The sequence below is a fragment of the Gracilibacillus halotolerans genome (assembly GCF_014206945.1).
In the GTDB taxonomy this organism is placed as follows: domain Bacteria; phylum Bacillota; class Bacilli; order Bacillales; family Amphibacillaceae; genus Gracilibacillus; species Gracilibacillus halotolerans.
The window spans coordinates 9,872-34,231 of the sequence record NZ_JACHON010000022.1 but is presented as its reverse complement, the minus strand read 5'-3'; the positions used below and the strand labels follow the sequence as shown (position 1 = coordinate 34,231).

Below are 24,360 nucleotides of genomic sequence, written 5' to 3'. Positions count from 1 at the left end.
TTGTTTCTATGGACTGTCGCGTGCGTGCTATGGACCGTGAGTTGTTTCTATGGACTGTCGCGTGCGTGCTATGGACCGTGAACTGCTCCTATAGACTGTGAATATTGAAATTATAAGTAAAACGGCTGTCACTAGAGGACAGCCGTTTTTGTATTAGCGTTTGTTGATTTCTTCTAAGAGAATCTTGTTTACCATTGGTGGGTTCGCTTGTCCTTTTGTTGCTTTCATCGTTTGACCAACTAGGAAGCCAATTGCACGATCCTTACCATTTTTGTAATCAACAATCGATTGCTCGTTTTCATCTAGGATTTTCGTAATGATCTCACGAAGCTGGCCTTCGTCTGAGATTTGTACGAGTCCTTTTTCTTTAACGATTTTTTCAGGGTCTCCACCGTTTTCTACTAATTCAGCAAATACTTTCTTCGCCATTTTAGAAGAAATCGTACCATCATCGATAAGTTGAATCATCTTAGACAGACCTTCAGGAGTCATCTTTAAATCGCTAATTTCTAGAAGATGTTTATTCAAGTAAGCAGATACTTCTCCCATTAACCAGTTCGATGCTTTCTTTACATCTGCACCAGTCTTGATTGTTGCTTCAAAGAAGTCTGCCATCTCTTTCGTGCTTGTTAGAACTCCAGCGTCATAAGTCGGTAAGTCCAACTCACGAACATAACGCTCACGACGAGCATCTGGAAGTTCTGGGATTTCAGCGCGAATACGTTCTTTCCATTCGTCATCAATGTACAATGGTACAAGATCCGGCTCTGGGAAGTAACGATAATCGTCTGCTCCTTCTTTAACACGCATTAAGATTGTTTCTTTTGTTTGCTCATCATAACGACGTGTTTCTTGAAGAATTTCTCCACCGTTTAATAAAACTTCACGCTGACGAATTTCCTCAAATTCTAGACCTTTTTGAACAAAGGAGAAGGAGTTTAAGTTTTTCAATTCCGTTTTTGTTCCGAATTCTTCCTGACCTACTGGACGAAGAGAAATGTTTGCGTCACAACGTAACGATCCTTCTTCCATCTTACAGTCAGAAACACCTGTATATTGGATAATATTTTTTAGTTTTTCAAGATAAGCATATGCTTCTTCTGGTGAACGAATATCCGGCTCCGATACAATCTCAATTAAAGGAGTACCAGCACGGTTAATGTCTACTAAAGAGTAACCATCTTCTGTATGGATTAGTTTACCCGCATCCTCTTCTAAGTGTAGACGTGTAATACCGATTTTCTTCTTTTCACCGTTTACTTCAATTTCGATCCAGCCGTGCTCACCGATTGGTTTATCAAATTGAGAAATCTGATAAGCTTTCGGGTTATCTGGATAGAAATAGTTCTTTCTATCAAATTTTGTGTCTGTAGCAATTTCACAGTTCAGTGCCATTGCAGCTTTCATTGCAAAGTTAACTGCTTCTTCGTTTAGAACAGGTAATACACCTGGATATGCTAAATCAATTGGGTTCACATTTGTGTTCGGCTCAGAACCGAAGGCGTTAGGACTAGAACTAAAAATCTTGGAGTTCGTTTTCAACTCTACGTGAACCTCTAATCCGATTACTGTTTCAAAATTAGTCATTCGCTCGCACCTCCTAATGCAGGACGTTTCTTATGATGATCTGTTGCTTGCTCAAATGCATAAGCTGTGCGATAAATTGTCGCTTCATCAAAGTGTTTACCAATAATTTGAAGACCAATTGGAAGTCCTGCTTCTGTTAATCCACAAGGGATCGAGATTGCTGGTACTCCAGCTAGGTTAATAGGAATCGTTAAAATATCTTGTGCATACATTGTTAATGGGTCGTCCACATTTTCACCAATCTTAAATGCGACAGTTGGTGTAGTTGGCCCAATAATAACATCATAATCTTCGAATACTTTTTCAAAGTCGTTTTTAATTAACGTACGTACTTTTTGTGCTTTTTTGTAATACGCATCATAGTATCCCGAACTTAAAGCAAAAGTTCCGAGCATAATACGACGTTTTACTTCTTCCCCAAATGCTTCCGCACGTGACTCTTTATACACATCAATCATGTCGACTCTTTTATCTGTACGATGTCCATAACGAATACCATCGAAACGTGCTAAGTTCGCACTTGCTTCTGAGGAAGAAAGTAAATAGTAAGCAGCCAAAGCATATTTAGAATGTGGAAGTGAAACTTCTTCCCATGTTGCGCCAAGCTCTTCATATTTCTTCAATGCAGCCATTACAGCTTCTTTTACTTCTGGATTAACACCTTCATCTAGATATTCTTTCGGAACACCGATACGAAGGCCTTTTACTCCCTGTTGCATTGCTTCACTATAATTAGGAACATCTGCATTAACAGATGTAGCATCTAATTTGTCAGCTCCTACAATTGCTTGAAGTAAATGTGCATTATCTTCTACCGTACGTGTAATTGGTCCAATTTGATCTAAAGAAGACGCAAATGCAATTAGGCCAAAACGAGATACAAGACCATATGTTGGTTTCAAACCTACAACTCCACTAAAAGCAGCTGGCTGTCGAATGGAACCACCAGTATCGGATCCTAAGGAGAAAAATACTTCGCCTGCTGCAACACTTGCTGCAGATCCACCACTAGAACCTCCTGGAACATAATCTAAATTCCACGGGTTACGTGTTTTGCCATAGAAGGATGTTTCTGTGGAAGAACCCATTGCAAATTCGTCCATGTTAAGTTTTCCAACAGTAATGGTATTTACTTCATTTAATTTTTGAATAACTGTTGCATCGTAAAGTGGGTCATTAAAGTTATCTAACATGCGGCTTGCACTTGTTGTACGTAGTCCTTTTGTTACGATGTTATCTTTAATCCCTATTGGCATTCCGTATAAAATTGAGGTCTCATCGTTTAGTTTTTCATCTAATTCTTTTGCTTGTTTTCTTGCTTCTTCCTCATTTAATGTAACGAACGCCTTTACTTTATCGTCCACTTCATTAATTCGTTTGAAAGAAGCATCTACTAAATCGGTCACAGTAACTTCTTTTTTATGTAGCATTTGTTGCAATTCTTTTAATGTATAATCGAACAATGACAAATTGATAACCTCCTTATTCCAATATTGCTGGTACACGGAACTGACCATCTTGAACGTCTGGTGCGTTCTTTAATGCTTCTTCCTGTGTAATCCATTTTTTTGGTTCATCTTTACGCAGCACGTTCTTTATATCTAATACGTGTGTAGTTGGTTCTACGTTATCTGTGTCTAACTCATTTAACAACTCTGCGTAATCAATGATATCGCCTAGCTGTTTCGCTAATGTTTCTACTTCTTCTTCTGTTAAAGCAAGACGAGCTAAATCTGCTACGTGTCTTACTTGTTCTTTTGAAATGTCTGCCATTTCATTCACCTCCAACATCTAGTACATTCTAATTATCGGAATCCATAACGTTTATTTTACCACTAATTAGGCATTTCACAAACAAATTTGTATAGAAAACTTGGTACAGCAATACGTAATAGAGGTTAAGAAAAGATGCTCTAACCTTGATTGGCTCTCTCATTTTAACAAGAGAGCCATTTACTAGTGTCCCTATCTTAACGATAGATATGAACAAACCCTTCATCCTCACCAGCTTCTCGGAATATCAGTGCCTCTTGCTTCGTTCCAGAGCCGGAGGTGATTTTCACTTCCATGTCGTAATGGTTTTGGAATCCAGACAAAATTAATCCATATGCATACTGAGTAAAGCCTACTAATTCTGCTTTACCATAAAAGGAGACTGGTATCTCTATCGTTAGTTTTCTTAATTCTCCATCCTGGTAAAAGCCTTTCCCGATTACACTGACATAGTTAGGGAAATAGGTGGAAATATCCGCTTCGAAATCTACGATATTTGCAGATATATCTGGATACGTTGATTCAGCATAACTAGAAGGGAATAAGACATATTCCTCTTCAATCGTTTCCCACTTATCTACTGAAGCTTTATCACCAGCAATCATTGTTTTCGCGACAAAGTTTCCAGGAACTAAGGAATTTTGTGGTGCTTCCCGATAAATAGCAATAAGGATAGGGACATTTTCCAGACCCTCTATTTGACGCACACGCTGTATGACCTCTGCCACAATCGATTCAGCCTCATTCATCATTTCTTCGTGTGATATATCCTCATAATAGTATGGTCCACCAATTTCTGTCTGGAATCGATATACCGACTTCATAGCAATTCCAAGAGAAATGCCTGCCAACTCAACAGCTTCCTCATCTCTCTTTGTTAGATAATTTTGTTCTAGAATATGAGATAGATATTTAGGATTCTTTTTCTCCTCTTCTTCTACCGATCCCTCATCCCCTATCTCTGGATTCAATCCTTTAGAATCCTCTTCGGTGGAATCACTTCTTTCTAACCAATCAAATAGTACATTCCTCGTAATATATTGTCCTTCTTGGAAAAAGTGATTACTAGGATCGAAGGCTGACTTGGAATGCCTTTGTAACCCTTCTTCTAACTCATCGATATCTAAACGATTACTAATTTGATTTGTAATGACTCCTCGCGCCTGACTCAAATTGGAATCAATTAACACCCGGTAATTATCCTCTTCCAAACTGTGATGAGGGATAATCGCTGTTTCTGGCGCAACTTCTTCTAATGAATGATCAATTACCTGATCTTCTTCGTCTGTAAATTGCGGAGAACAGGCAGAGAGAACGAGTAACAATATAACAAGAAAGGCTATGATTCTTTTCTTCATTACTCTGCCTCCCCTAAAGCTTGTTGCAATTGCTCTTCATTCCATATTTCTATTCCTAAACTCTCTGCCTTATCAAGCTTGGACCCTGCTTCTTCACCAGCAATTAATAAGTCGGTTTTTTTGCTTACACTTCCCGTTACTTTTCCACCAAATTGCTCGATTTTTTCCTTAGCTTCTTGTCGTGTGAAGATCGATAGTTTTCCAGTCAATACAACCGTTTTACCAGTAAAAGCACTATTTTCTACTATTTCGTCTGTAGTCAAACCTTCGTATGTCATATTCAGTCCAAGTTCTCGTAGCTCCTCTAATAATTGCGTAACTTGTTCGTCCTCAAAATAGCGAACGACGGAATCTGCCATTTTTTCACCAATTTCATCGACAGCAACTAACTCTTCATAGGAAGCCTGCTGTAGCTTTTCCATTGTGCCAAAACTTTTTCCTAATGTGTCCGCTGCTTTGGATCCAATATACCGAATCCCTAATCCGAATAGAAGACGTTCGAGGGAATTACTCTTCGATGCTTCTATTGCCGTTAATAAGTTTTGAACAGATTTTTCACCCATACGTTCTAACTTGAGAAGTTCTTCCTTTTCTAATCGATAGAGATCTGCGATGGTGTGAATATAATCTTCGCGGAATAATTGCTCAATTACTTTTTCCCCAAGTCCGTCTATATTCATCGCTCCCCTAGAAACAAAGTGAATCAATCCTTCCTTTAATTGAGCTGGACAATTTGGGTTAATACAACGAAGAGCTACTTCTCCTTCTAAACGGACAAGTTCATCACCACAAGATGGACATTCGGTCGGCATATAAAAGGCTTCTTCATTTCCTGTACGGCTGTCCGCTACTACTCGGACAACTTCAGGTATGATGTCACCTGCTTTTTTTATAACAACCGTATCACCGAGTCGAATATCTTTCTCACGAATAAAGTCTTCATTGTGAAGAGAAGCACGCTGTACCGTTGTTCCTGCAACTTTGACTGGGTCTAACAAAGCTGTCGGCGTCACAACACCCGTTCTTCCGATACTTAGTTCAATATCATATAGCCTTGTCACTGCTTCTTCAGCGGGGAATTTGTAGGCAATTGCCCATCGAGGACTTTTAGCCGTAAATCCTAACTCTTCTTGTGCAGCTAAATTGTCTACTTTGATGACAATGCCGTCAATATCATAAGATAAGCCTGCTCGTTTTTCCGTCCACTCTTCTATATAAGCAATAACTTGATCGATTCCTTTACATTTTCGCCATTCTGGGTTGATTTTAAAGCCTAATTCTAATAAGTATGTTAATCGCTCACTATGCGATGTTAACGTTCCAGATTGCCATTCACCTACTGCATACAAAAAGATATCTAAATGACGACTTGCTGCTATCTTTGGATCAAGCTGGCGTAGTGAACCAGCTGCAGCATTTCTTGGATTGGCAAACAGCTCTTCGCCACGTTCTTCTTTCTTTTGATTTAAGTTGATGAAGGCATGCTGTGGCATAAACGCTTCTCCACGTACTTCAATTGATGAGTTATCTTTAATACGCAAAGGAATGCTTTTAATGGTTCTTAAATTATGTGTAATATCCTCACCTGTTGTTCCGTCCCCACGTGTAGCACCTTGGGTAAATAACCCATCCTGATAGCGTAGGGATACAGCTAAGCCGTCGATTTTCAATTCGCACACATACGTTACTTCGTCTACGTTTAACCCGTCTCGGACTCTACGGTCGAAATTACGTAAGTCCTCTTCATTGAACGCGTTACCTAGACTTAACATTGGAACACGATGAGCTACCTTTTGAAATCCTTCTAAAGGCTCTCCTCCAACACGTTGAGTCGGAGAATCCGCTGTAAGGAGGTGTGGATATTGCTCTTCTAACTCCCTTAGCTCTTGCAAACGTGCATCGTACTCTGCATCTGGTACAGTTGGTTGATCTAATACGTAATATTCATGTCCATATTTGTCTAATAACTCTCTAAGTTCTTGAACTCGTTGAATTGCTTCTTGTTCCTGCATTCGTAGACACCTCCTTTATTCTTTGGTGATAGGGGCAAATTTCGCCAATAGACGTTTAATACCAACTGGTGCTGGAAAAGCAATATCTAGCTCCATCGAATCGCCGTTACCATCCACTTTTACTACAGTCCCGACTCCCCATTTTTTATGGTTTGCCTTATCACCTGGTTTCCAGCCTTCTTTTTCACCACCTGTTGTACCTGTCGTTAACCTTGTTGCTTTACGTTTCGGTTGTTCCGTAAAAGAATTATTACTCCAATTATTTTGTTGTATCGTACGATTTTGAGGAATTCCAAACATCGTTCCACTTTCTTCTTTTCCTTCAAGTAACTCCTCTGGTATTTCTTCAATGAACCGACTAATCGGATTGAAGTTCGTACGTCCGTATAGTGTTCGCATTTTTGCATGTGTTAAATGGAGTACTTGTTCTGCTCTTGTAATACCTACATAAGCAAGTCTGCGTTCTTCTTCCATCTCGTCATCATCCATTAATGAACGACTATGTGGAAAGACATTTTCCTCCATTCCAATCAAGAAAACTACTGGAAATTCTAGACCTTTCGCTGAGTGTAATGTCATCATCGTAACTTTATCATTATCGTCGACATCTTCATCAACGCGATCAATATCTGAGATTAAAGCTAACTCTGTTAAAAAGTTAACGAGTGTTTTATCTTCTGTCGATTGTTCGAAGTTTTTTGTAACCGTCATAAATTCTTCTAAGTTTTCTAGTCTCGTTTGCGCTTCGATACTTCGCTCATTTTGCAGCATTTGTTCATAGCCTGTTTTATCGAGAACCTCTTCTACCATTTCTGTTGCAGACAAAAATTCTTGCTGCTGTTCCCAGTTTTTAATCATTTGACCGAACTGAACGAGCGCCTTTGTTGCTTTTGCGCTTAGTCCAACAAAATCGGCCTCCTGGACTGCAGTATATAAAGATATATCGTTCATTGCTGCGTATGCCTGAAGTTTATCGATGGAGGTTTTCCCTATGCCACGCTTTGGCTCATTCACTACTCGCACGAAGCTAATATCATCATTAGGATTTACAATCAATCGTAAATAGGCGAGCATATCTTTGATTTCTTTTCGTTCATAGAATTTCGTTCCGCCAACCATTTGATAAGGAATATTAGCCTTCATAAAAGTTTCTTCAATTGCTCGTGATTGGGCATTGGTACGATACAATATCGCCACATCACTATATTGATATTTGTTATCCTGTATTAGTTGCTCAATTTGTTGCGCAACGTATAAACCTTCTTCTCGCTCTGTTTCCGCTTGGTAGTAATTAATTTTGTTGCCGTCAGAATTCTCAGTCCAAAGCTTTTTCGGCTTACGACTAGTATTGCGCTCAATCACGAAGTTAGCCGCTTTTAAAATAGATTTCGTAGAACGATAATTTTGTTCCAATAAAACTACTTTTGAATTAGGATAGTCTTTTTCAAAGGATAAGATGTTTTTAATATCCGCTCCACGCCATGCATAAATCGATTGATCAGAATCCCCAACTACACATAAATTTTTAAATCGTGTAGCTAGTAGTTTTACTAAGATATATTGAGCATGGTTTGTATCCTGATATTCGTCCACGTGAATGTATTGAAAACGGCGCTGGTAATATTCCAACACCTCTGGAACACGTCTGAACAAATGGATCGTTTGCATGATTAAATCATCAAAGTCTAGTGCTTGATTTTTCATTAATAGTCTTTGATATTCCTTATATACTTCTCCAATTTGTCGTGTGAAGAAGTCTCCAACGTTTTCATTGTATTGATCTGGGGTAACAAGTTCATTTTTCGCACTGCTTATGGCACCTAAAAATGCTCGTGGTTCAAATTTCTTTGTATCCATATTGCGGTCTTTCATAATATTTTTGATTAAAGTTAACTGGTCGCCGCCATCTAATATCGTAAAGTTGCGACTGTAGCCAATTCGATCAATATCTCGTCTGAGGATTCGAACACACATCGAGTGAAAGGTAGAAACCCACATATTATTTCCATCTGCACCGACTAATTTCTCAATCCTATTTTTCATTTCGCGCGCCGCTTTATTCGTAAAGGTTATCGCTAATATATTTCTTGGCGCTACTTCCTTCTCATCAATTAAATAGGCGATACGATGAGTAAGTACACGCGTTTTTCCACTACCTGCTCCCGCCATAATGAGCAAAGGACCTTCTGTATGTCTAACAGCTTCCTGTTGTTGTTTATTTAACCCATTCAGTAAATCGTGCTTAATCGGACTCACGATTCCACCACCTTTTCCTATAACAATTTCGTGTAAAGGGATCTATTTTTTTACAGCTTGTACTGTTTTTAATGCTTCTTTTGGATTGTCGTATAGTGCGTTTCCGACTACAATAATGTCGGCGTATTCAGCCATTTTTTCCGCCTGTTCTTTGTTCGTAATGCCGCCACCATATATAAGTTTCGTTTGGTTAAGAGACTGACTGACTCTTCTTACAAGTTGTTCATCACCATATGTTCCACTATATTCTAAATAAAAAAACGGAAGATGTAGTAAATTTTCCGCTAACTGTGCATAAGCAATTACTTCGTCTTGTGTTGGTAATTTGCAGTCTGTCCATTGGAAAACTTTGGACTCTTCATTCATAATGCAGTACCCCTCTGCAAATACCTCCTGCCAATTAATCATATTACCATATTCCATAATTGCCTCATGCTGGATATCCATTGACCACTTTTTTTCCTTACTGTTAAGTACCATCGGAACAAAATAATAATCAAATCCAGGAGTAATAGATTCCATATTCGAGATTTCTAAAATGACTGGGACAGTGTATTTTCGAACAGCGCTTAATAAATGAAGTACGCCGTCTAATGTTATATTATCGGTTCCACCGACTAAAATGGCGTCTGTACCGGATTCACAGACAGCGCCAATGATCTCATCTGATAACTCTTTTGCAGGGTCTAACTTAAATATGTGTTTCCAATTATCGATATTATACAAAGTCTTCTTCCTCCATTAATGACCTGACATTATACATCTACATATTATAGCAAAAATTACTCCTAATATTGAGTGAAGTGTAGGGAATTTTTAAAAGTGTTTCTAGCGAAGGCGTGGAAGTAGTTTTTTGCGTGGAGAAGAGGGGGATTTTTATTATCAGACCGTATGTTGCGGATTTTAAAAAATGGAGAGGTGTTCGAAGTTAGTACAATATCGGATATGTGCGTTTAACATTAGATTCACACCTGTCAATATCGGATATGTGCGTTTAACATGAGATTGACACTTGGCAATATCGGATATGTGCGTTTAACATTAGATTGACACTTGTCAATATCGGATATGTGCGTTTAACATTAGATTGACACTTGTCAATATCGGATAACTACTTCTGAACACTATTTTTATGAGTGTTGTTGTGTGTTAGGCGTCTCTTTTAGGGAGAAAAGATTCTTCTCACGTGTCGAAAAGATTCTATCCGGAGTCAGGTTGGCTCTATCACGAGTCAATTCAGTCTATCACGAGTCAGAGATGCTCTATCGTCCGTCGTTTTGTTCTATCTACCGTCGCGAGTGCTCTATCGACCGTCAATTCGTTCTATCTACCGTCGTGAGTGCTCTATCGACCGTCGTTTCGTTCTATCTACCGTCGTGGGTGCTCTATCGACCGTCGTTTCGTTCTATCTACCGTCGTGGGTGCTCTATCGACCGTCATTTCGTTCTATCTACCGTCGTGGGTGCTCTATCGACCGTCGTTTCGTTCTATCTACCGTCGTGGGTGCTCTATCGACTGTCGTTTCGTTCTATCTGGAGTCAGTGCTGCTCTATCGGGAGTGAGGAAGTTCTAACTGGGGTCGAGGGTGCTCTATCTGGAGTGAAGAGGTTCTATCTGGAGTCGAGGGGGGAATCTATCAAGAGTGAGAAGATCCTATCTGGAGTCGAGGGGAATCTTTCTCGAGTCTCTTCATTTTAACTAGTTAGAAAAAGCCAAAATGACGTTACTCATTTTGGCTCTTATCTGCTGGGAAGACTAGGCCGATTTGTTTGCGGCTTTCATCTAATAATTTCATTGTTTGGAGTGATGTATCCCAGCTGTTCGTTTCATTTTCTAATTTCCCAGCTTTCCATGTTTCGATAAATGCTTTTGCTTCATAGTACATAGATTCTTTTCGCTGATCTGATTCGATTATCTCTTCTGTTCCATCATGGTACACAATCTTGAGGTCTTCCATATCCGAAATTTTACCGATAACGATTGACCCTTTTTCACCTTGTATCTCAGACGGAATCAAAGAATTGGTAACTTTCGAAAACATCGTGACACCAATCAAATCTTTATATGTAGCTGTTACAGTTCCCTCTCCATCAACACCTGAATCGAGCATCCAAGCATTCGCCTGTACCGTCTCCGGTTTTCCAAATAAAGCAATCATCGGATAGAGACAATATACACCAATATCCATTAATGAACCGTTTGATAATTCAGGTTTAAATGCATTGAGGACGATCCCCTCTTTGTATTTATCATACCGAGAAGAATACTGGCAGAAGTTTGCCACATAACGACGAACAGGTCCAATTTTCTCCAAGTTTTCTTTAACCTTTGCAAAATTTGGCACTAACGTAGTTTTCATTGCTTCCATAAGAAGAACATTATTCTCCTTAGCTGTCTGTATCATTTTTTCCACTTCTTTTACATTCGATGCAAAAGGCTTCTCGACTAAGACATGCTTTCCACCTTCCATACAAGTAACGGCATGTTCTGCATGAAAAGCTGTAGGGGATGCGATATAAACTGCATCCACTTTATCACTTTTTGCTAAATCATTTATAGATGTATAGATAGTATCGACATGATACTTCTTAGCAAATTCCCTTGCTCTTTCTTCCGTTCGAGAGTAAACAGCAGTAAGTTGAAAGTCATCAATCAAGTGTGCTGCTTCTAAAAAACGATCTGTAATCCAGTTGGTTCCTATTACTGCAAAACGCACGTGTCCTCACCTCTCTGCTATTTGTCCGTTTCCTCTTTATCGTTAAGCCTGTCCAACACTATTCGATAGCCTTCATTTCCATAATCTAAACAACGCTTTACTCGTGAAATTGTCGTGGTTGAAGCTTTTGTCTCGCTTGCAATAGCGTTATATGTTCTTCCTTCGTCTAACATTTTAGCGACTTGGAGTCGTTGAGTAAGAGATTGAATTTCTGTAATCGTTGCTATATCATCAAAAAAACGATAGCATTCTTCTCTATTTTTCAGTGATAAAATCGCATCAAACAGTTCATCTAATTGATCACCGCGCAATTTATCAATTTGCATGGAGGTGTCTCTCCTTTTTATTCTGATATCTCAGAAATGCTGACACCGGAAATTCCAGGACTTGTTGGAATGACGTTAACCCATGTTTTACCTGGGATAAACGGTACCGGTTTACCATCTTTTGTAGGGATAATTCTACCATCAATTTGTTCCCATTGCACGTTTTGCACTTTACCACGCTGAAGAAGTAAAGCTTCCCCTCCAGAGGTTAAATCTATTTCTCTTCTACCTGCATTATCGATGACTTGATGATTTGTTTCGAGAATTAGCACATTTGCTAATTCAATTGGTGTACTGTCAGTGTATTCAACTGTTTGAGCTCCATCGCTAAATCTATGGTATGCATCCTTGTTCGCATCATACTCATATCTAACTTGATAGTTACTATAAGGTAATGTTACATCTACAGCTGATTCTCCTGTTACTTCTTCATCAGCAAATAGAAGCGGCTCATGAACTGCTTCTAGTTCATAGTTTTTCTCTTCCGCGCGCGTAGCAATCCCATCAAAGATAGCATAAGAGTTATGCGGAGCTACACGATCCGATGAGCGTTCGAACAATACTTTATCATTATCGTAGTACATACCATTTAAGCCATCTGTTTCACCTGATTGAATCATATCTTCTATAAAATTAGCAGCACCATGGTAGACATAGAGTGCGTCATAATTATTTGCTAAATTGAAATAATAAGGTCGCGCACTACGGACAGGTCCTACTTTTTCTGGTATATCACTATGAAAAATTGCTAGGAATCTTGTAATATTACCTTCTGCTAGAATTTCAAATACGATATCAGCTTGGGATAAACCGGTTTGTGGTCTAGCCTTTGGATGATTGTTTACCATTACAGAAATAGCACGATTCGTTGGTTCATCAGCTGTTTCCAATCCAGTGTACGGATAAACAAACATCTCGGGTTCAACTACTGGTTCCTCTGCTATTGGGTCTGTATCGACTTTTTGTTTTGGTGTGGATTCCTCTTCTTCTTTAGAACAAGCTATTAATAGTATACAAAGTATTAGTGCTAAAAATATTTTCCATTGTGCTTTCATTTCGATTCCCCCGAATCTAAGTATTGTGTTGATCCAAATGCTAAATTTTTGCAATGCTTGTATTTAATAAAGTAAAGAAAGGCATGCTTTATACATGCCTTTACTACATTTCTATTCTATTATATCAAAATTAATGACGCATAATAGACGGAAATAATATTTCTCTCTTTTTAACATCTATTATTCCTAGTGGTGTTATTCTAATATATGGTAGATTCATTGATGATAGGAATAAGAGGGTGAACAATGGTTCCTTATGTTCGTATCCATGTTCAAGTAATATTTTCTTCAGTTTTTTATCAAATGGAATTAAATCTCCAACAGGACCATCGTACATCATACCACCAATATGCAAAGGTATCTCAAAGATTATTTCACCTTCATGCGCAAGAACAATTCCACCGCCAATTTCCTTCATACGGTTAAAGGCCAATAATACATCTGACTTACTATTCCCTATTACAATGATGTCTCCTGTTAAGGAATAGGAGCTCGCTAGGCCTCCAAGCGTTTTTGTAAAACCTTTTATAATTGTATTTATTCTCCATTCTCCCTCTCTATCTACAAGCATAATAAATGCTTCGTCCTGGGAGATAATCTTTTCAGCAGTCGGATCAATTTTAATTGGATAAGGCTTCATAATCACGTCATTTTCCATTTTGAGACCGACTGGCATAGAAAATTGTAAGTCTGCATCAGATAAATCCCATTTAAGATTAAGCTTCTCAATGTCATATTTACTCCAGTCTACCTTCTGATTTTGATCGATTACTTGACCATCACGTTTTAAGAATTTTCCTTTTGCGATCACCGAAACCGGGGTCGCATTTTCTATAGAGTCGAGAATGTTAATATGTGCCGTTCTTCCAACCGCTATACTTCCTAATCGTTCTTCCATATGAAATTGTTCTGCAGCATTATACGTTGCCATCATATACGCTTCAATTGGGGATACTCCATTATCAATCGCAATTTGTACGCAGCGATTAATAAGTCCTTCTTCCATAAAAGATGGGGTTGCTCCATCCGTCGTCATCGTCAAATTATCATAAGAGGTTAGCTCGTAATTCTGTAACTCTTTGAAAATATGCCCCAAATCTTCCCGGATAGAGGAATTCCTCAAGCCGACACGGTATCCCATTGTCAAACGGTGATATACTTCTTCCCCAGATAATGCTTCATGATCAGAACTAGCACCTAATAATTTTAATTTTACGAGCGTTTTTTCAGAAGCACCCGGAAAATGTCCTTCCACAGGCTTACGCATTCTTTTAGCTTCTTGCATCCAATATAAAATTCGGTCATCATCTTTTAAAACCTGTGGCCATGCGGTTAATTCACCACCTTGAATAACCGCTTCATGTTGTAACCATGCTTGAACTTGTTCATCATTAAATATTTCAGCCTCTTCATGTATATAAGACTGACTATCAAATCGAGCCCACCAAAACATCGAAACAGGTAATTCCATAAAATCGTCCAGTAAAGAGAACGCTTTCTTTTGGTTCGTCAAATAAAGCCATTGTAAGTTGTCATTTACTAATGTCGTTGTACCCGTCTGACCTGCGAACATAGCTAGGTCATAAGGATTATATAATTGAAATGGATGCGCATGAGGTTCGATATACCCAGGAACTAAGTATTTTCCACTACAATCAACTACTTCAACACCATCTAGATTATGTGGAACTTCTTTACCCATGTACACGATTCGATCCATATATATCCAAATATTAGCTTCCATCCATTTTTTTAAATATACATTTAAATAGAGGGCATTGATAAGTACAAGCGTTGGCTGCTCCTTACCGTCGATGACCTCTATTTGCTTTCTTATTTCGCGGTTTCTCCATCTGTACAGGTGATCATTCATCGCAAGTCTCCTCTTCCTACAGTCATTATACTAATTGTAACATCGATTGTTAGCGTTTGCATTGTATGATTTTTACAAATTTTTGAATATTTTTTAGGCAGATTTACATAAAAAAGGTGACATATTTATTCAAGTGAAGCGAATTTGTAATGTTATGGATAATAAATAAGACTAGAGAATTAGATGTTTTTCCACAAAGGTGAATGTGAATATCGAGTGTTGAGCATACTGAATCGAATGTTAAATGAGAATATCGAATATTGAACACGTTGAATCCAATATTGTTTTTTAGCGTGGTGAGCTTTACCCTTGAGTGGCATGGAAGCATAAAATAAAAAAACCAGCAATTAAATGCTGGCAATAGTCGGTTTAATCATTGTTTTCCCTATATCTTTTCTATAAAAGAAATCATCTGTTTTATCAAATTTTTGTAAGTATTCCTCAATTTTTTGATAGGCCTTCTCTGGTGTATCTTGTGTTGTACCAACTAGAAGTACACGACCTCCTGTGGAGACAAAGCCACCATCATCCAGAAGCTCAGTTCCTGCATGGACAACATAAACATCCGAGCTACCTGCCAAATCTGGAAGTCTCACATTTTTCTCATAGATACCTGGATAACCTTTGGAAGCAACGACAGTTCCAATTGTAAACCCTTCTTTCCACTTTAACTGTGGATCTTTACCATTTGTTACATCTTCTATAACTTGTATCAGATCATTCTCTAATTGTGGTAAGACGACTTGAGTTTCAGGATCTCCAAATCGAGCATTAAACTCGATTACCTTTGGACCTTCTTTTGTAACAATTAATCCCCCGTAAAGGACTCCGGTATATGGGCGACCTTCGTTTACCATTCCTTTAGCTACAGGCTTTAAGATGTTTTCAATTGTGAATTGTACATGATCCGGATTTAAATCTGGGACTGGCGAGTAGGAACCCATGCCACCTGTATTCGGTCCCTGGTCTCCATCATATGCACGCTTATGATCTCTTGCCGGAATCATAGGATAGACATTTTCTCCATCAACAAAAGCAAAAAGCGAGAATTCTTTACCATCCAAAAATTCTTCAACGACAACTCGGTTTCCTGACTCACCGAATTGGTTGTGAAGCAACATATTTTCTACTGCTTCAATTGCTTCCGCCTCTGTCATAGCGACTACAACACCTTTTCCAGCAGCCAAACCATCTGCCTTTACTACAATCGGAGCGCCTTCTCTTTTTATATACTTAATTGCTTCGTTTACGTCGGTAAACGTTTGGTACTTCGCTGTTGGGATGTTGTATTGCTTCATAAATGCTTTTGCAAAATCCTTACTTCCTTCAATGATTGCCGCTTCCTTTGATGGGCCGAAAATTCTTAGATTATTACTTCGGAATGCATTGACAATCCCTTTGGATAAAGGTATTTCCGGACCAACAATCGTCCAGTCAATTTTTGTTTCTACCGCAAATTGGACAAGCTCTTCGATGGCGTCGTCTTGGATAGGAATACAGGTTGCCTCCGCAGCAATTCCACCGTTTCCTGGTGCAACATAGATGTTCGTAACCTTATCACTTTTCTTTAATTTCTTTACAATCATATGTTCACGGCCACCGCTACCGATTACTAATATCTTCATCAGGTACCTCCTTTAGTTATCCACCTATTTCACTCCAACAAATCAATGCTTAAAATGACGCATTCCTGTTAAAACCATTGCAATTCCATGTTTGTTGCACGCATCGATTGAATCTTGGTCTCGTTTTGAACCACCTGGTTGAATAATTGCTTTAATACCTGCTTGTGCAGCAGCTTCAACCGTATCTGGCATTGGGAAAAATGCGTCAGATGCCATAACTGCTCCTTGCGCTTTTTCTCCTGCTTGCTCAAATGCAATCCGTGCTGCTCCAACACGATTCATTTGACCAGCTCCAACACCTAATGTTTGGTCCTCTTTTGCTACGACAATTGCATTGGATTTCACGTGCTTCACTACTTTCCATGCGAAAAGGAGTTCTTTTAGTTCCGCGTCAGTAGGTTTTCGGTCTGTAACAACTTCTACTTCGTCGGCTGTTATGGTGCCATTATCACGATCTTGTACGAGTAAGCCACCAATAACACTCACTACTTTTTTCGAATCTTTTTCGTTTACCGTCATCGGTGTTTCTAATAATCGAATATTTTTCTTAACCGTTAAGATTTCTAAAGCTTCCGTTGTAAATCCTGGTGCAATTACGATTTCTAAGAAAATGTCTTTTAATATATTTGCCGTATTAGCATCTACTTCACGATTTAATGCAACAATTCCACCAAAAATGGATACTGGGTCCGCATCGTATGCTTTTTGGAAAGCAGCTTCTAATGTTTCACCAATTCCAACACCACATGGATTCATATGTTTAACAGCAACAGCTGCTGGTTGGTCAGCAAATTCAAGAACGATTTCTAATGCTGCGTTTGCATCTTGGATGTTGTTATAAGATAATTCTTTTCCATGAAGCTGTTTCGCATTCGCGATAGACGCACCTTGCACATTCCCTTCTTTATAGAAAGCAGCTTGTTGATGCGGGTTTTCACCATATCTTAGTGATTGTACTTTCTCGAACGTAGATGTATATGTCTCAGGATCTTTTTCTTCGGTTATTTCAACAAAGTAATTGGCTATCATTGCGTCATAATTTGCTGTATGACGATAAACTTTTGCTGCTAATTGTTTACGTAGCTCTAATGATGGCTGATCTTTTTTCATTGCCGCCAATACTTCATCGTAATCTTCTGGATCCACTACAACCGTTACGTCACGGAAGTTCTTCGCAGCAGCTCGCAACATCGTTGGACCACCAATATCAATATTTTCAATCGCATCTTCTTCGGTAACGTTCGGTTTCGCAATCGTTTCTTTGAACGGGTATAAGTTTACAACTACTACATCAATTGGGTGAATATCTCTTGCCTCGAGTTCCTGTACATGGGAATCCAAGTCACGGCGAGCTAGCAGACCTGCATGAATAAAAGGGTGAAGAGTTTTCACTCTACCGTCGAGAATTTCATCAAAACCTGTAACCTCTGAAACTTGCATCGCAGGAATACCAGCGTCCTTGATCGCTTTTAATGTTCCACCTGTAGAGATGAGTTCATATCCAAGCTGATGAAGGCCTTCTGCAAATGGAATTAAATTATTTTTATCTGATACGCTTAATAGTGCTCGTTTCTTCAAGCTCATTCCCCTTTCTGAATCAGTTGTTGAATCGTTGCTGGATAAAGCTGATGTTCAATCTTTTGAATCGCTTTCTGAAGTTCTTCTAATGACATATTCTCTTCTAGCTTCACTGCCTCCTGAGCAATGATTGTTCCTGTGTCCATTCCTTCATCAACATAGTGGATGGTTACTCCAGTAATCTTTACTCCTGCCTGATATGATTGACCGATAGCATCTAAGCCTGGAAAAGAAGGGAGTAAGGATGGATGAATATTTACGATGCGACCTTGATACGGTTGAAGGAGGGTTTCTCCAATCAATCGCATATAACCAGCTAAAATAACCCAATCAATTTGATGCTTCTCGAGAGCATTGACAATATCCTGTTCGAAGGCAACCTTTGATGCGTACTCTTTCCTGTCAACTATGAATACACTGGTTCCATAATTCCTAGCCTTTTGGATAACCGCGGCATCCGGCTGATCACATACTAACAACCGTACATCCGCTTTAAGTTTCCCTTGCTGGATTGCCTTCATAATGGCATCATAATTGGAGCCTGTTCCTGATGCGAATACTGCTATTTTATTCATCGGAGAACGTCACTCCTGGTTGATCGGTTACTTTACCAATTACGTATGCTTCTTCCCCACAGTCTTCTAGAAGTTGAATAGCCATTGCTGCTTCATGTTCTTCGACAATCACAACCATTCCAATCCCCATGTTAAATACATGGAACATCTCTTTATCCTCAAGCTTTGCGGTTTGCTTCAAGAATGAGAAGATTGGAGGGAGTTCCCAACTAGTTGGGTCAACCACGATACCTAACGTTTCCGGTACTGCTCTTGGTAGATTCTCATAGAAACCTCCACCAGTTATATGGCTAATACCTTTCACCGTTAGATCTGTCTTTAGTTGTTGGATTGCTTTTACGTATATTTTCGTTGGAGTGAGTAAGGCTTCACCTAAAGTGGTACCTAACATGTCTATTTCATCCGAATAATCTAGGCCGTAATCTTCCACGATTTTTCGAACTAATGAAAAGCCATTAGAATGTACACCACTAGAGGCGACCCCAATTAATATATCACCTGCTTCTACCTTTTCACCAGTAATCAACTGTTTCTTGTCTGCAATTCCAACTGTAAAACCTGCTAAGTCATATTCTCCATCACCATACATACCAGGCATTTCTGCTGTTTCTCCACCTATTAAAGCAGCATTTGCTTCTTGACACCCTTGTGCGATTCCTTTAACGATTTGCTCTATTTTCTCTGGTTCATTTTTTCCACAAGCGATATAATCAAGGAAAAATAAAGGATCTGCTCCTTGTGCGACAATGTCATTTACACACATTGCCACTAAGTCGATTCCGACCGTATCATGCTTATCTAAAGCAAAGGCGAGCTTTAGCTTTGTCCCCACACCATCTGTACCTGAAACAAGAACGGGTTCTCCATAAGAAAAACGACTAATATCGAATAGGCCACCGAATGAGCCAAGCCCCCCGATTACTTCTGGGCGGTTCGTTTTAGCGATATGTTTCTTCATTAATTCCACTGCTTGGTAACCTGCGTGGACGTCTACTCCCGCGTCTTTATATATATCACTCATGATTTGTCTCCTTTACTTAACAATGCTAAGTTTTCCTCTTAGATTACTAGGCTTTATATGCTGGTAGTACTGTATCCGGATAAATTTCTGTCGGATAATTTCCTGTAAAACACGCATTACAGATTCCATGTTGCTCCATATCTCGATCAGCAACAATTGATCTTTCTAATGCTTCGTTGGAAAGAAAAGCTAAGCTATCTGCTCCTATAATTTCTCTAATTTCTTCGACTGTATGATTAGCTGCTATTAGTTCACCTTTATTCGATGTATCGATTCCGTAAAAACACGGGTTATTCATTGGAGGTGAAGCAATTCTAACATGAACTTCTTTTGCTCCAGCTTCTTTTAATAAACGGACGATTCGCTTACTAGTCGTTCCTCTTACGATGGAATCATCAACCATCACAACTCGTTTACCATCCACAAGTCCACGTACAGCCGAGAGTTTCATCTTCACACCTTGTTCTCGTAGCTCTTGAGAAGGTTGGATAAACGTACGACCAACATAGCGATTTTTAATCAAGCCTAGTTCATAAGGAATCCCCGATTCTTCGGAAAAACCAATTGCTGCTGAGATGCTTGAGTCTGGCACACCTGTTACAACATCCGCCACGACTGGTACTTCTTTCGCAAGCTCTTTCCCCATGATTTTACGACTAGCATGAACGTTTACTCCATTCAAATCACTATCCGGACGGGAGAAATAAACATACTCCATCGCACACAATTTTCTCCTCATTGGAGTTGAAAACGTTTGTGTTTGTAATCCTTCATCGCTGATCGTAATTAATTCACCTGGCTGGACTTCGCGTTCATACGTGGCACCAATTAAATCAAATGCACATGTTTCGGAGGCAATTACGTAAGCTTCTCCAAGACGTCCAATAGATAAAGGACGTATTCCTCTTGGGTCTAAGGCGATGAAAAGCTGGTCTTCCGTTAATAATGAAAAGGCATAAGACCCTTTGATCATTTGCAAGGCAGCAGTAATTGCCTCAGACATTTCGAGATGACCACTTCGTTTAATAAGGTGAGCTAAGAGCTCCGTATCAGAGGTTGTTTGTAAGATACTGCCTTGTGCTTCTAGCTGATTTTTAAGTGCATGTGCGTTCACTAAATTTCCGTTATGTGCAATTGCCATACTTGTTTTAGAGGAGCGGAAGACGAGCGGCTGGACATTCTCAAATCCACTGCCGCCTTCTGCTCCATATAACACGTGACCAATAGCCGATTGGCCGGGTAATTTAGAAAATTCTCCTTCTGACAACACATCGTTAAGTAAGCCTAACCCTTTATGGACGTGAAGGGTTTCTCCATCTGTTGTAACAATACCAGCACCTTCTTGCCCTCTATGCTGTAAAGCGTGAAGACCGTAATACGTCATTTCTGCTGCTTTCTCATGTCCCCAAATAGCAAAAATACCACATTCTTCGTTAATGCCTTTTATTTCAGCAAGCACGGGATAGCTCCTTTCCAAAGCTGCTCAAGTTCACGCACACTTTCTTCCAAGATTGTCTTTCCTTCTTGTGTTATTTGAATGTTTTCTGTGTTCGTTACTTTTCCAAGTGGCATTGCATATTTACAAATCGATTCAAAAGCTGCTTTGTTCTGCTCTTTAATCGAAACGATAAAACGAGATTGAGATTCACTAAATAAGGCAGATGTAATATCACCTGTAACCTCAATGCTTGCTCCCAACTTTTTCTTACTGAATAAGCTTTCTACTACTGCTACTGCCATTCCACCTTCTGAAATGTCATGTGCAGATTGAATAAGTCCTGTTTGGATTGCTTCTAGTAATTGCTTTTGGCGTTCTACTTCTACTTCTAAATCAATACTCGGCGCTTTACCGAAGTACTTACCTTCCAATACATTCTGAAGTTCACTTCCACCGAATTCAGCTTTTGTTTCACCGATGATATAAATCAAATCACCGTCAGCTTGGAAGTGTGATGGTGTAATATCGTCTAATGATTCATGGATACCTACCATCCCAATGATTGGCGTAGGATAAATCGATTCGTCATTTGTTTCATTATAAAGCGATACATTTCCACTAATAACCGGAGTATCAAGCGCCAAACAAGCTTCACTAATACCATCTATACTTTTCTCCATTTGCCAGAAGTTCTCTGGTTTATCTGGATTTCCAAAGTTAAGACCATCTGTTATTGCTAAAGGCTTTGCACCTGTTGCAACAATGTTTCTAGCTGCCTCTGCAACGGCGATTTTTCCGCCTGTTTCTGGATCAAGGTAGATATATCTAGAGTTACAATCAATTGTCATTGCAATCGATTTGTTATAATCACGAATGCGCACTACTGCAGCGTCTGATCCTGGTGAAAATACGGTATTCCCTTGCACCATAGAATCATATTGGTCATATACATATTCTTTACTAGCAATTGTCGGCTGTTGTAAAAGCTTTGCCAATGTCTCTGAGTAGTTTGTAACTTTTGGTTGATAATCTGGCATGCTTTGAAACTCTTCATAATAAGCAGGAACTTTTGAATCTTTATAAAAAATTGGTGCGTCTTCTGCTAAATTATCAACTGGAATATCCGCTACCACTTCTCCTTGATGATAGAGACGGAACTGCTTATCATCTGTTACTGTACCAACTGCTACTGCATCTAAATCGTATTTTTTAAAGATATCGATAATCTCTTGTTCTTGGCCTTTCTTAACACAGAGAAGCATTCTCTCTTGTGATTCCGAAAGCATCATTTCATAAGCTGTCATATTTGCTTCTCGCTGTGGAATTAAATCAAGGTTCATTTCTAACCCCATACCAGCTTTACTAGCCATTTCACTTGCTGAGGATGTTAGACCAGCCGCACCCATATCTTGAATCCCTACTAAGGCGTCCGATTGAATAACTTCCAGACAAGCTTCAATTAATAACTTTTCCATAAATGGATCGCCAACTTGAACGCTAGAGCGATTGTTTTCTGTTTCTTCCGTTAAATCAGTCGATGCAAATGTCGCTCCATGAATTCCATCGCGGCCTGTTTTCGAACCTACATACATAATCGTATTTCCTAGGCCAGCTGCAATCCCTTTTTGAATGTCTTTAACATCAATTAAACCAACGCACATCGCATTCACAAGCGGATTACCTTCGTAGCTATCGTCAAACTGAACTTCGCCACCAACAGTAGGGACACCAACACAGTTTCCGTAACCAGCGATTCCATGTACGACTTCTTCAAATAAATATTTCACACGGTCGTTTGTTAAATTACCAAAACGGAGAGAGTTTAGGGATGCAATCGGACGAGCTCCCATTGAGAATACATCGCGAATAATACCTCCCACACCTGTTGCAGCTCCTTGATATGGTTCTACAGCAGATGGGTGGTTGTGACTCTCTACCTTAAAGACGACACCTTGGCCATCCCCAATATCTACAACACCTGCACCTTCACCCGGCCCTTGGACTACTTGTGGACCTTCTGTCGGGAACTTTTTCAATAACGGTCTAGACGTTTTATAGCTACAATGCTCCGACCACATTACAGAGAAAATACCTGTTTCCGTAAAGTTCGGTAGACGTCCCATGATGTTTTTGATCATTTCAAACTCTTTATCTGTTAAACCCATTTCACGGTATACTTTATCTTTTTCGATTTGTTCCGGTGTTAATTCAGGCGCCTGCAACATAACTTTCCCTCCAGTTTTTAACGATAGATTGGAATAGTTTCAATCCGTCACTACTTCCAAGAATTGCTTCCGCAGCTCTTTCAGGGTGTGGCATCATACCGAGTACGTTTCCTTTTTCATTTACAATCCCTGCAATATTCGCCAGGGAGCCGTTTGGATTGTTTTGGTACGTAAATACGATTTGATTATTTGCTTTTAGCTTTGCTAATGTTTCTTCATCACAATAATAATTACCTTCTGCATGTGCAATTGGCATCGAGACAACTTCACCTTTTTCATATTCTGATGTAAAAATTGTTTCGTTGTTTTCTACAATTAAGTTTTCAAAATGACACATGAACTTTAGGTTCTTATTTTGTAGCATCGCACCTGGTAGAAGTTGTGATTCTAGTAAAATTTGAAATCCGTTACATACTCCTAAAATAGGTACTCCTCTTTCCGCCAGCTTCTTAAGTTGACTAACTACATCTGAAGTAGATGCAATTGCGCCACAGCGTAAATAGTCACCATAAGAGAATCCACCTGGAATCAGAACCGCATCATAGTTTTCTAGATTTGCTTCTGTATACCAGACAAGCTCCGCTTCTTCACCAAGTACATCTTTGGCAGCATAATACATATCTCGATCACAGTTCGATCCTGGAAATACTACAACGGCAAATTTCACTGTGTCACTACCTCCTCAATTGTGTACGAGTAGTTTTCAACAACTGGATTCGCTAATAGTTTGTTACACATGTCTTCTACTTGTTTTTCTGCATTGTCTTCCTCTGCAAGCTTGATTTCGATATATTTACCAACTCGAACGTCCTCTACACTTGGAAACCCCAAAGAATGTAACGAACCTTGAACCGCTTTTCCTTGTGGATCCAAAACGCCTTCTTTTAAAGTTATGTGAATTTTCGCAATTTTCATGATATATCCCCCTAATAATTAATAGTA

The 24,360-nt window shown here is 39.3% G+C and carries 19 protein-coding genes; all 19 read right to left on the bottom strand.

Annotation, left to right across the window (positions count from 1 at the left end):
• Window positions 1-153: 153 nt before the first annotated feature.
• Window positions 154-1,587 carry an Asp-tRNA(Asn)/Glu-tRNA(Gln) amidotransferase subunit GatB gene (gene gatB, locus GGQ92_RS14380; protein WP_184250486.1) on the bottom strand — a complete coding sequence of 478 codons (1,434 nt, stop codon included), beginning with the start codon at window positions 1,585-1,587 and terminating at the stop codon, window positions 154-156.
• Complete coding sequence (gatA, locus tag GGQ92_RS14375) at window positions 1,584-3,056, bottom strand: Asp-tRNA(Asn)/Glu-tRNA(Gln) amidotransferase subunit GatA (RefSeq protein WP_184250483.1); 1,473 nt, start codon at window positions 3,054-3,056, stop codon at window positions 1,584-1,586. Before gatA ends, gatB begins: the two co-directional genes overlap by 4 nt.
• A 13-nt stretch (window positions 3,057-3,069) precedes the next feature.
• Window positions 3,070-3,360, bottom strand: coding sequence for an Asp-tRNA(Asn)/Glu-tRNA(Gln) amidotransferase subunit GatC (gatC, locus tag GGQ92_RS14370; RefSeq protein ID WP_184250480.1), 291 nt, complete (start codon window positions 3,358-3,360; stop codon window positions 3,070-3,072).
• 197 nt (window positions 3,361-3,557) lie between these two features.
• Entirely contained in the window at window positions 3,558-4,718 is a 1,161-nt protein-coding gene (locus GGQ92_RS14365; protein ID WP_184250477.1) for a CamS family sex pheromone protein, read from the bottom strand.
• Window positions 4,718-6,730: an NAD-dependent DNA ligase LigA gene (ligA, locus tag GGQ92_RS14360; protein ID WP_184250474.1), complete on the bottom strand. Its 2,013-nt coding sequence runs from the start codon at window positions 6,728-6,730 to the stop codon at window positions 4,718-4,720. The genes GGQ92_RS14365 and ligA overlap by 1 nt, the downstream gene beginning before the upstream one ends.
• Window positions 6,731-6,745: 15 nt before the next feature.
• The gene (pcrA, locus tag GGQ92_RS14355) at window positions 6,746-8,986 is read right to left on the bottom strand and encodes a DNA helicase PcrA (protein WP_184250471.1); all 2,241 of its coding nucleotides are present in this window, start codon (window positions 8,984-8,986) and stop codon (window positions 6,746-6,748) included.
• Window positions 8,987-9,028: 42 nt separating this feature from the next.
• Window positions 9,029-9,712: a heptaprenylglyceryl phosphate synthase gene (gene pcrB / locus GGQ92_RS14350; protein ID WP_184250467.1), complete on the bottom strand. Its 684-nt coding sequence runs from the start codon at window positions 9,710-9,712 to the stop codon at window positions 9,029-9,031.
• A gap of 997 nt (window positions 9,713-10,709) precedes the next feature.
• Window positions 10,710-11,702: a Gfo/Idh/MocA family oxidoreductase gene (locus GGQ92_RS14345; protein WP_184250464.1), complete on the bottom strand. Its 993-nt coding sequence runs from the start codon at window positions 11,700-11,702 to the stop codon at window positions 10,710-10,712.
• Between the two features lie 17 nt (window positions 11,703-11,719).
• A complete protein-coding gene (locus GGQ92_RS14340) occupies window positions 11,720-12,028 on the bottom strand; it encodes a YerC/YecD family TrpR-related protein (protein WP_184250461.1) in 309 nt (102 codons plus the stop codon).
• Between the two features lie 17 nt (window positions 12,029-12,045).
• Window positions 12,046-13,083: a DUF3048 domain-containing protein gene (locus GGQ92_RS14335; protein WP_184250458.1), complete on the bottom strand. Its 1,038-nt coding sequence runs from the start codon at window positions 13,081-13,083 to the stop codon at window positions 12,046-12,048.
• A gap of 130 nt (window positions 13,084-13,213) precedes the next feature.
• Entirely contained in the window at window positions 13,214-14,956 is a 1,743-nt protein-coding gene (locus GGQ92_RS14330; RefSeq protein ID WP_184250455.1) for an adenine deaminase C-terminal domain-containing protein, read from the bottom strand.
• Between the two features lie 347 nt (window positions 14,957-15,303).
• Window positions 15,304-16,581: a phosphoribosylamine--glycine ligase gene (purD, locus tag GGQ92_RS14325; RefSeq protein ID WP_184250452.1), complete on the bottom strand. Its 1,278-nt coding sequence runs from the start codon at window positions 16,579-16,581 to the stop codon at window positions 15,304-15,306.
• A gap of 42 nt (window positions 16,582-16,623) precedes the next feature.
• Window positions 16,624-18,159, bottom strand: coding sequence for a bifunctional phosphoribosylaminoimidazolecarboxamide formyltransferase/IMP cyclohydrolase (gene purH, locus GGQ92_RS14320; protein ID WP_184250449.1), 1,536 nt, complete (start codon window positions 18,157-18,159; stop codon window positions 16,624-16,626).
• Between the two features lie 2 nt (window positions 18,160-18,161).
• On the bottom strand, window positions 18,162-18,734 hold the full coding sequence (gene purN / locus GGQ92_RS14315) for a phosphoribosylglycinamide formyltransferase (protein WP_184250446.1): 573 nt from the start codon (window positions 18,732-18,734) through the stop codon (window positions 18,162-18,164).
• Window positions 18,727-19,755, bottom strand: coding sequence for a phosphoribosylformylglycinamidine cyclo-ligase (gene purM, locus GGQ92_RS14310; RefSeq protein WP_184250444.1), 1,029 nt, complete (start codon window positions 19,753-19,755; stop codon window positions 18,727-18,729). Before purM ends, purN begins: the two co-directional genes overlap by 8 nt.
• 46 nt (window positions 19,756-19,801) lie before the next feature.
• The gene (gene purF / locus GGQ92_RS14305) at window positions 19,802-21,214 is read right to left on the bottom strand and encodes an amidophosphoribosyltransferase (protein WP_184250441.1); all 1,413 of its coding nucleotides are present in this window, start codon (window positions 21,212-21,214) and stop codon (window positions 19,802-19,804) included.
• Window positions 21,199-23,418 (bottom strand): phosphoribosylformylglycinamidine synthase subunit PurL, encoded by a 2,220-nt coding sequence (gene purL, locus GGQ92_RS14300; RefSeq protein WP_184250438.1) that lies wholly within the window; start codon window positions 23,416-23,418, stop codon window positions 21,199-21,201. Before purL ends, purF begins: the two co-directional genes overlap by 16 nt.
• Window positions 23,402-24,085 carry a phosphoribosylformylglycinamidine synthase subunit PurQ gene (purQ, locus tag GGQ92_RS14295; RefSeq protein ID WP_184250434.1) on the bottom strand — a complete coding sequence of 228 codons (684 nt, stop codon included), beginning with the start codon at window positions 24,083-24,085 and terminating at the stop codon, window positions 23,402-23,404. Before purQ ends, purL begins: the two co-directional genes overlap by 17 nt.
• On the bottom strand, window positions 24,082-24,333 hold the full coding sequence (gene purS / locus GGQ92_RS14290; RefSeq protein WP_184250431.1) for a phosphoribosylformylglycinamidine synthase subunit PurS: 252 nt from the start codon (window positions 24,331-24,333) through the stop codon (window positions 24,082-24,084). Before purS ends, purQ begins: the two co-directional genes overlap by 4 nt.
• Window positions 24,334-24,360 lie beyond the last annotated feature (27 nt).

Coding starts and splice junctions, on each gene's coding strand:
- purS (WP_184250431.1), bottom strand. CDS start 24,333: ATGAAAATTGCGAAAATTCACATAACTTTAAAAGAAGGCGTTTTGGAT.
- ligA (WP_184250474.1), bottom strand. CDS start 6,730: ATGCAGGAACAAGAAGCAATTCAACGAGTTCAAGAACTTAGAGAGTTA.
- purL (WP_184250438.1), bottom strand. CDS start 23,418: ATGTTGCAGGCGCCTGAATTAACACCGGAACAAATCGAAAAAGATAAA.
- purM (WP_184250444.1), bottom strand. CDS start 19,755: ATGAGTGATATATATAAAGACGCGGGAGTAGACGTCCACGCAGGTTAC.
- purD (WP_184250452.1), bottom strand. CDS start 16,581: ATGAAGATATTAGTAATCGGTAGCGGTGGCCGTGAACATATGATTGTA.
- purN (WP_184250446.1), bottom strand. CDS start 18,734: ATGAATAAAATAGCAGTATTCGCATCAGGAACAGGCTCCAATTATGAT.
- gatC (WP_184250480.1), bottom strand. CDS start 3,360: ATGGCAGACATTTCAAAAGAACAAGTAAGACACGTAGCAGATTTAGCT.
- GGQ92_RS14340 (WP_184250461.1), bottom strand. CDS start 12,028: ATGCAAATTGATAAATTGCGCGGTGATCAATTAGATGAACTGTTTGAT.
- GGQ92_RS14335 (WP_184250458.1), bottom strand. CDS start 13,083: ATGAAAGCACAATGGAAAATATTTTTAGCACTAATACTTTGTATACTA.
- GGQ92_RS14365 (WP_184250477.1), bottom strand. CDS start 4,718: ATGAAGAAAAGAATCATAGCCTTTCTTGTTATATTGTTACTCGTTCTC.
- gatB (WP_184250486.1), bottom strand. CDS start 1,587: ATGACTAATTTTGAAACAGTAATCGGATTAGAGGTTCACGTAGAGTTG.
- GGQ92_RS14330 (WP_184250455.1), bottom strand. CDS start 14,956: ATGAATGATCACCTGTACAGATGGAGAAACCGCGAAATAAGAAAGCAA.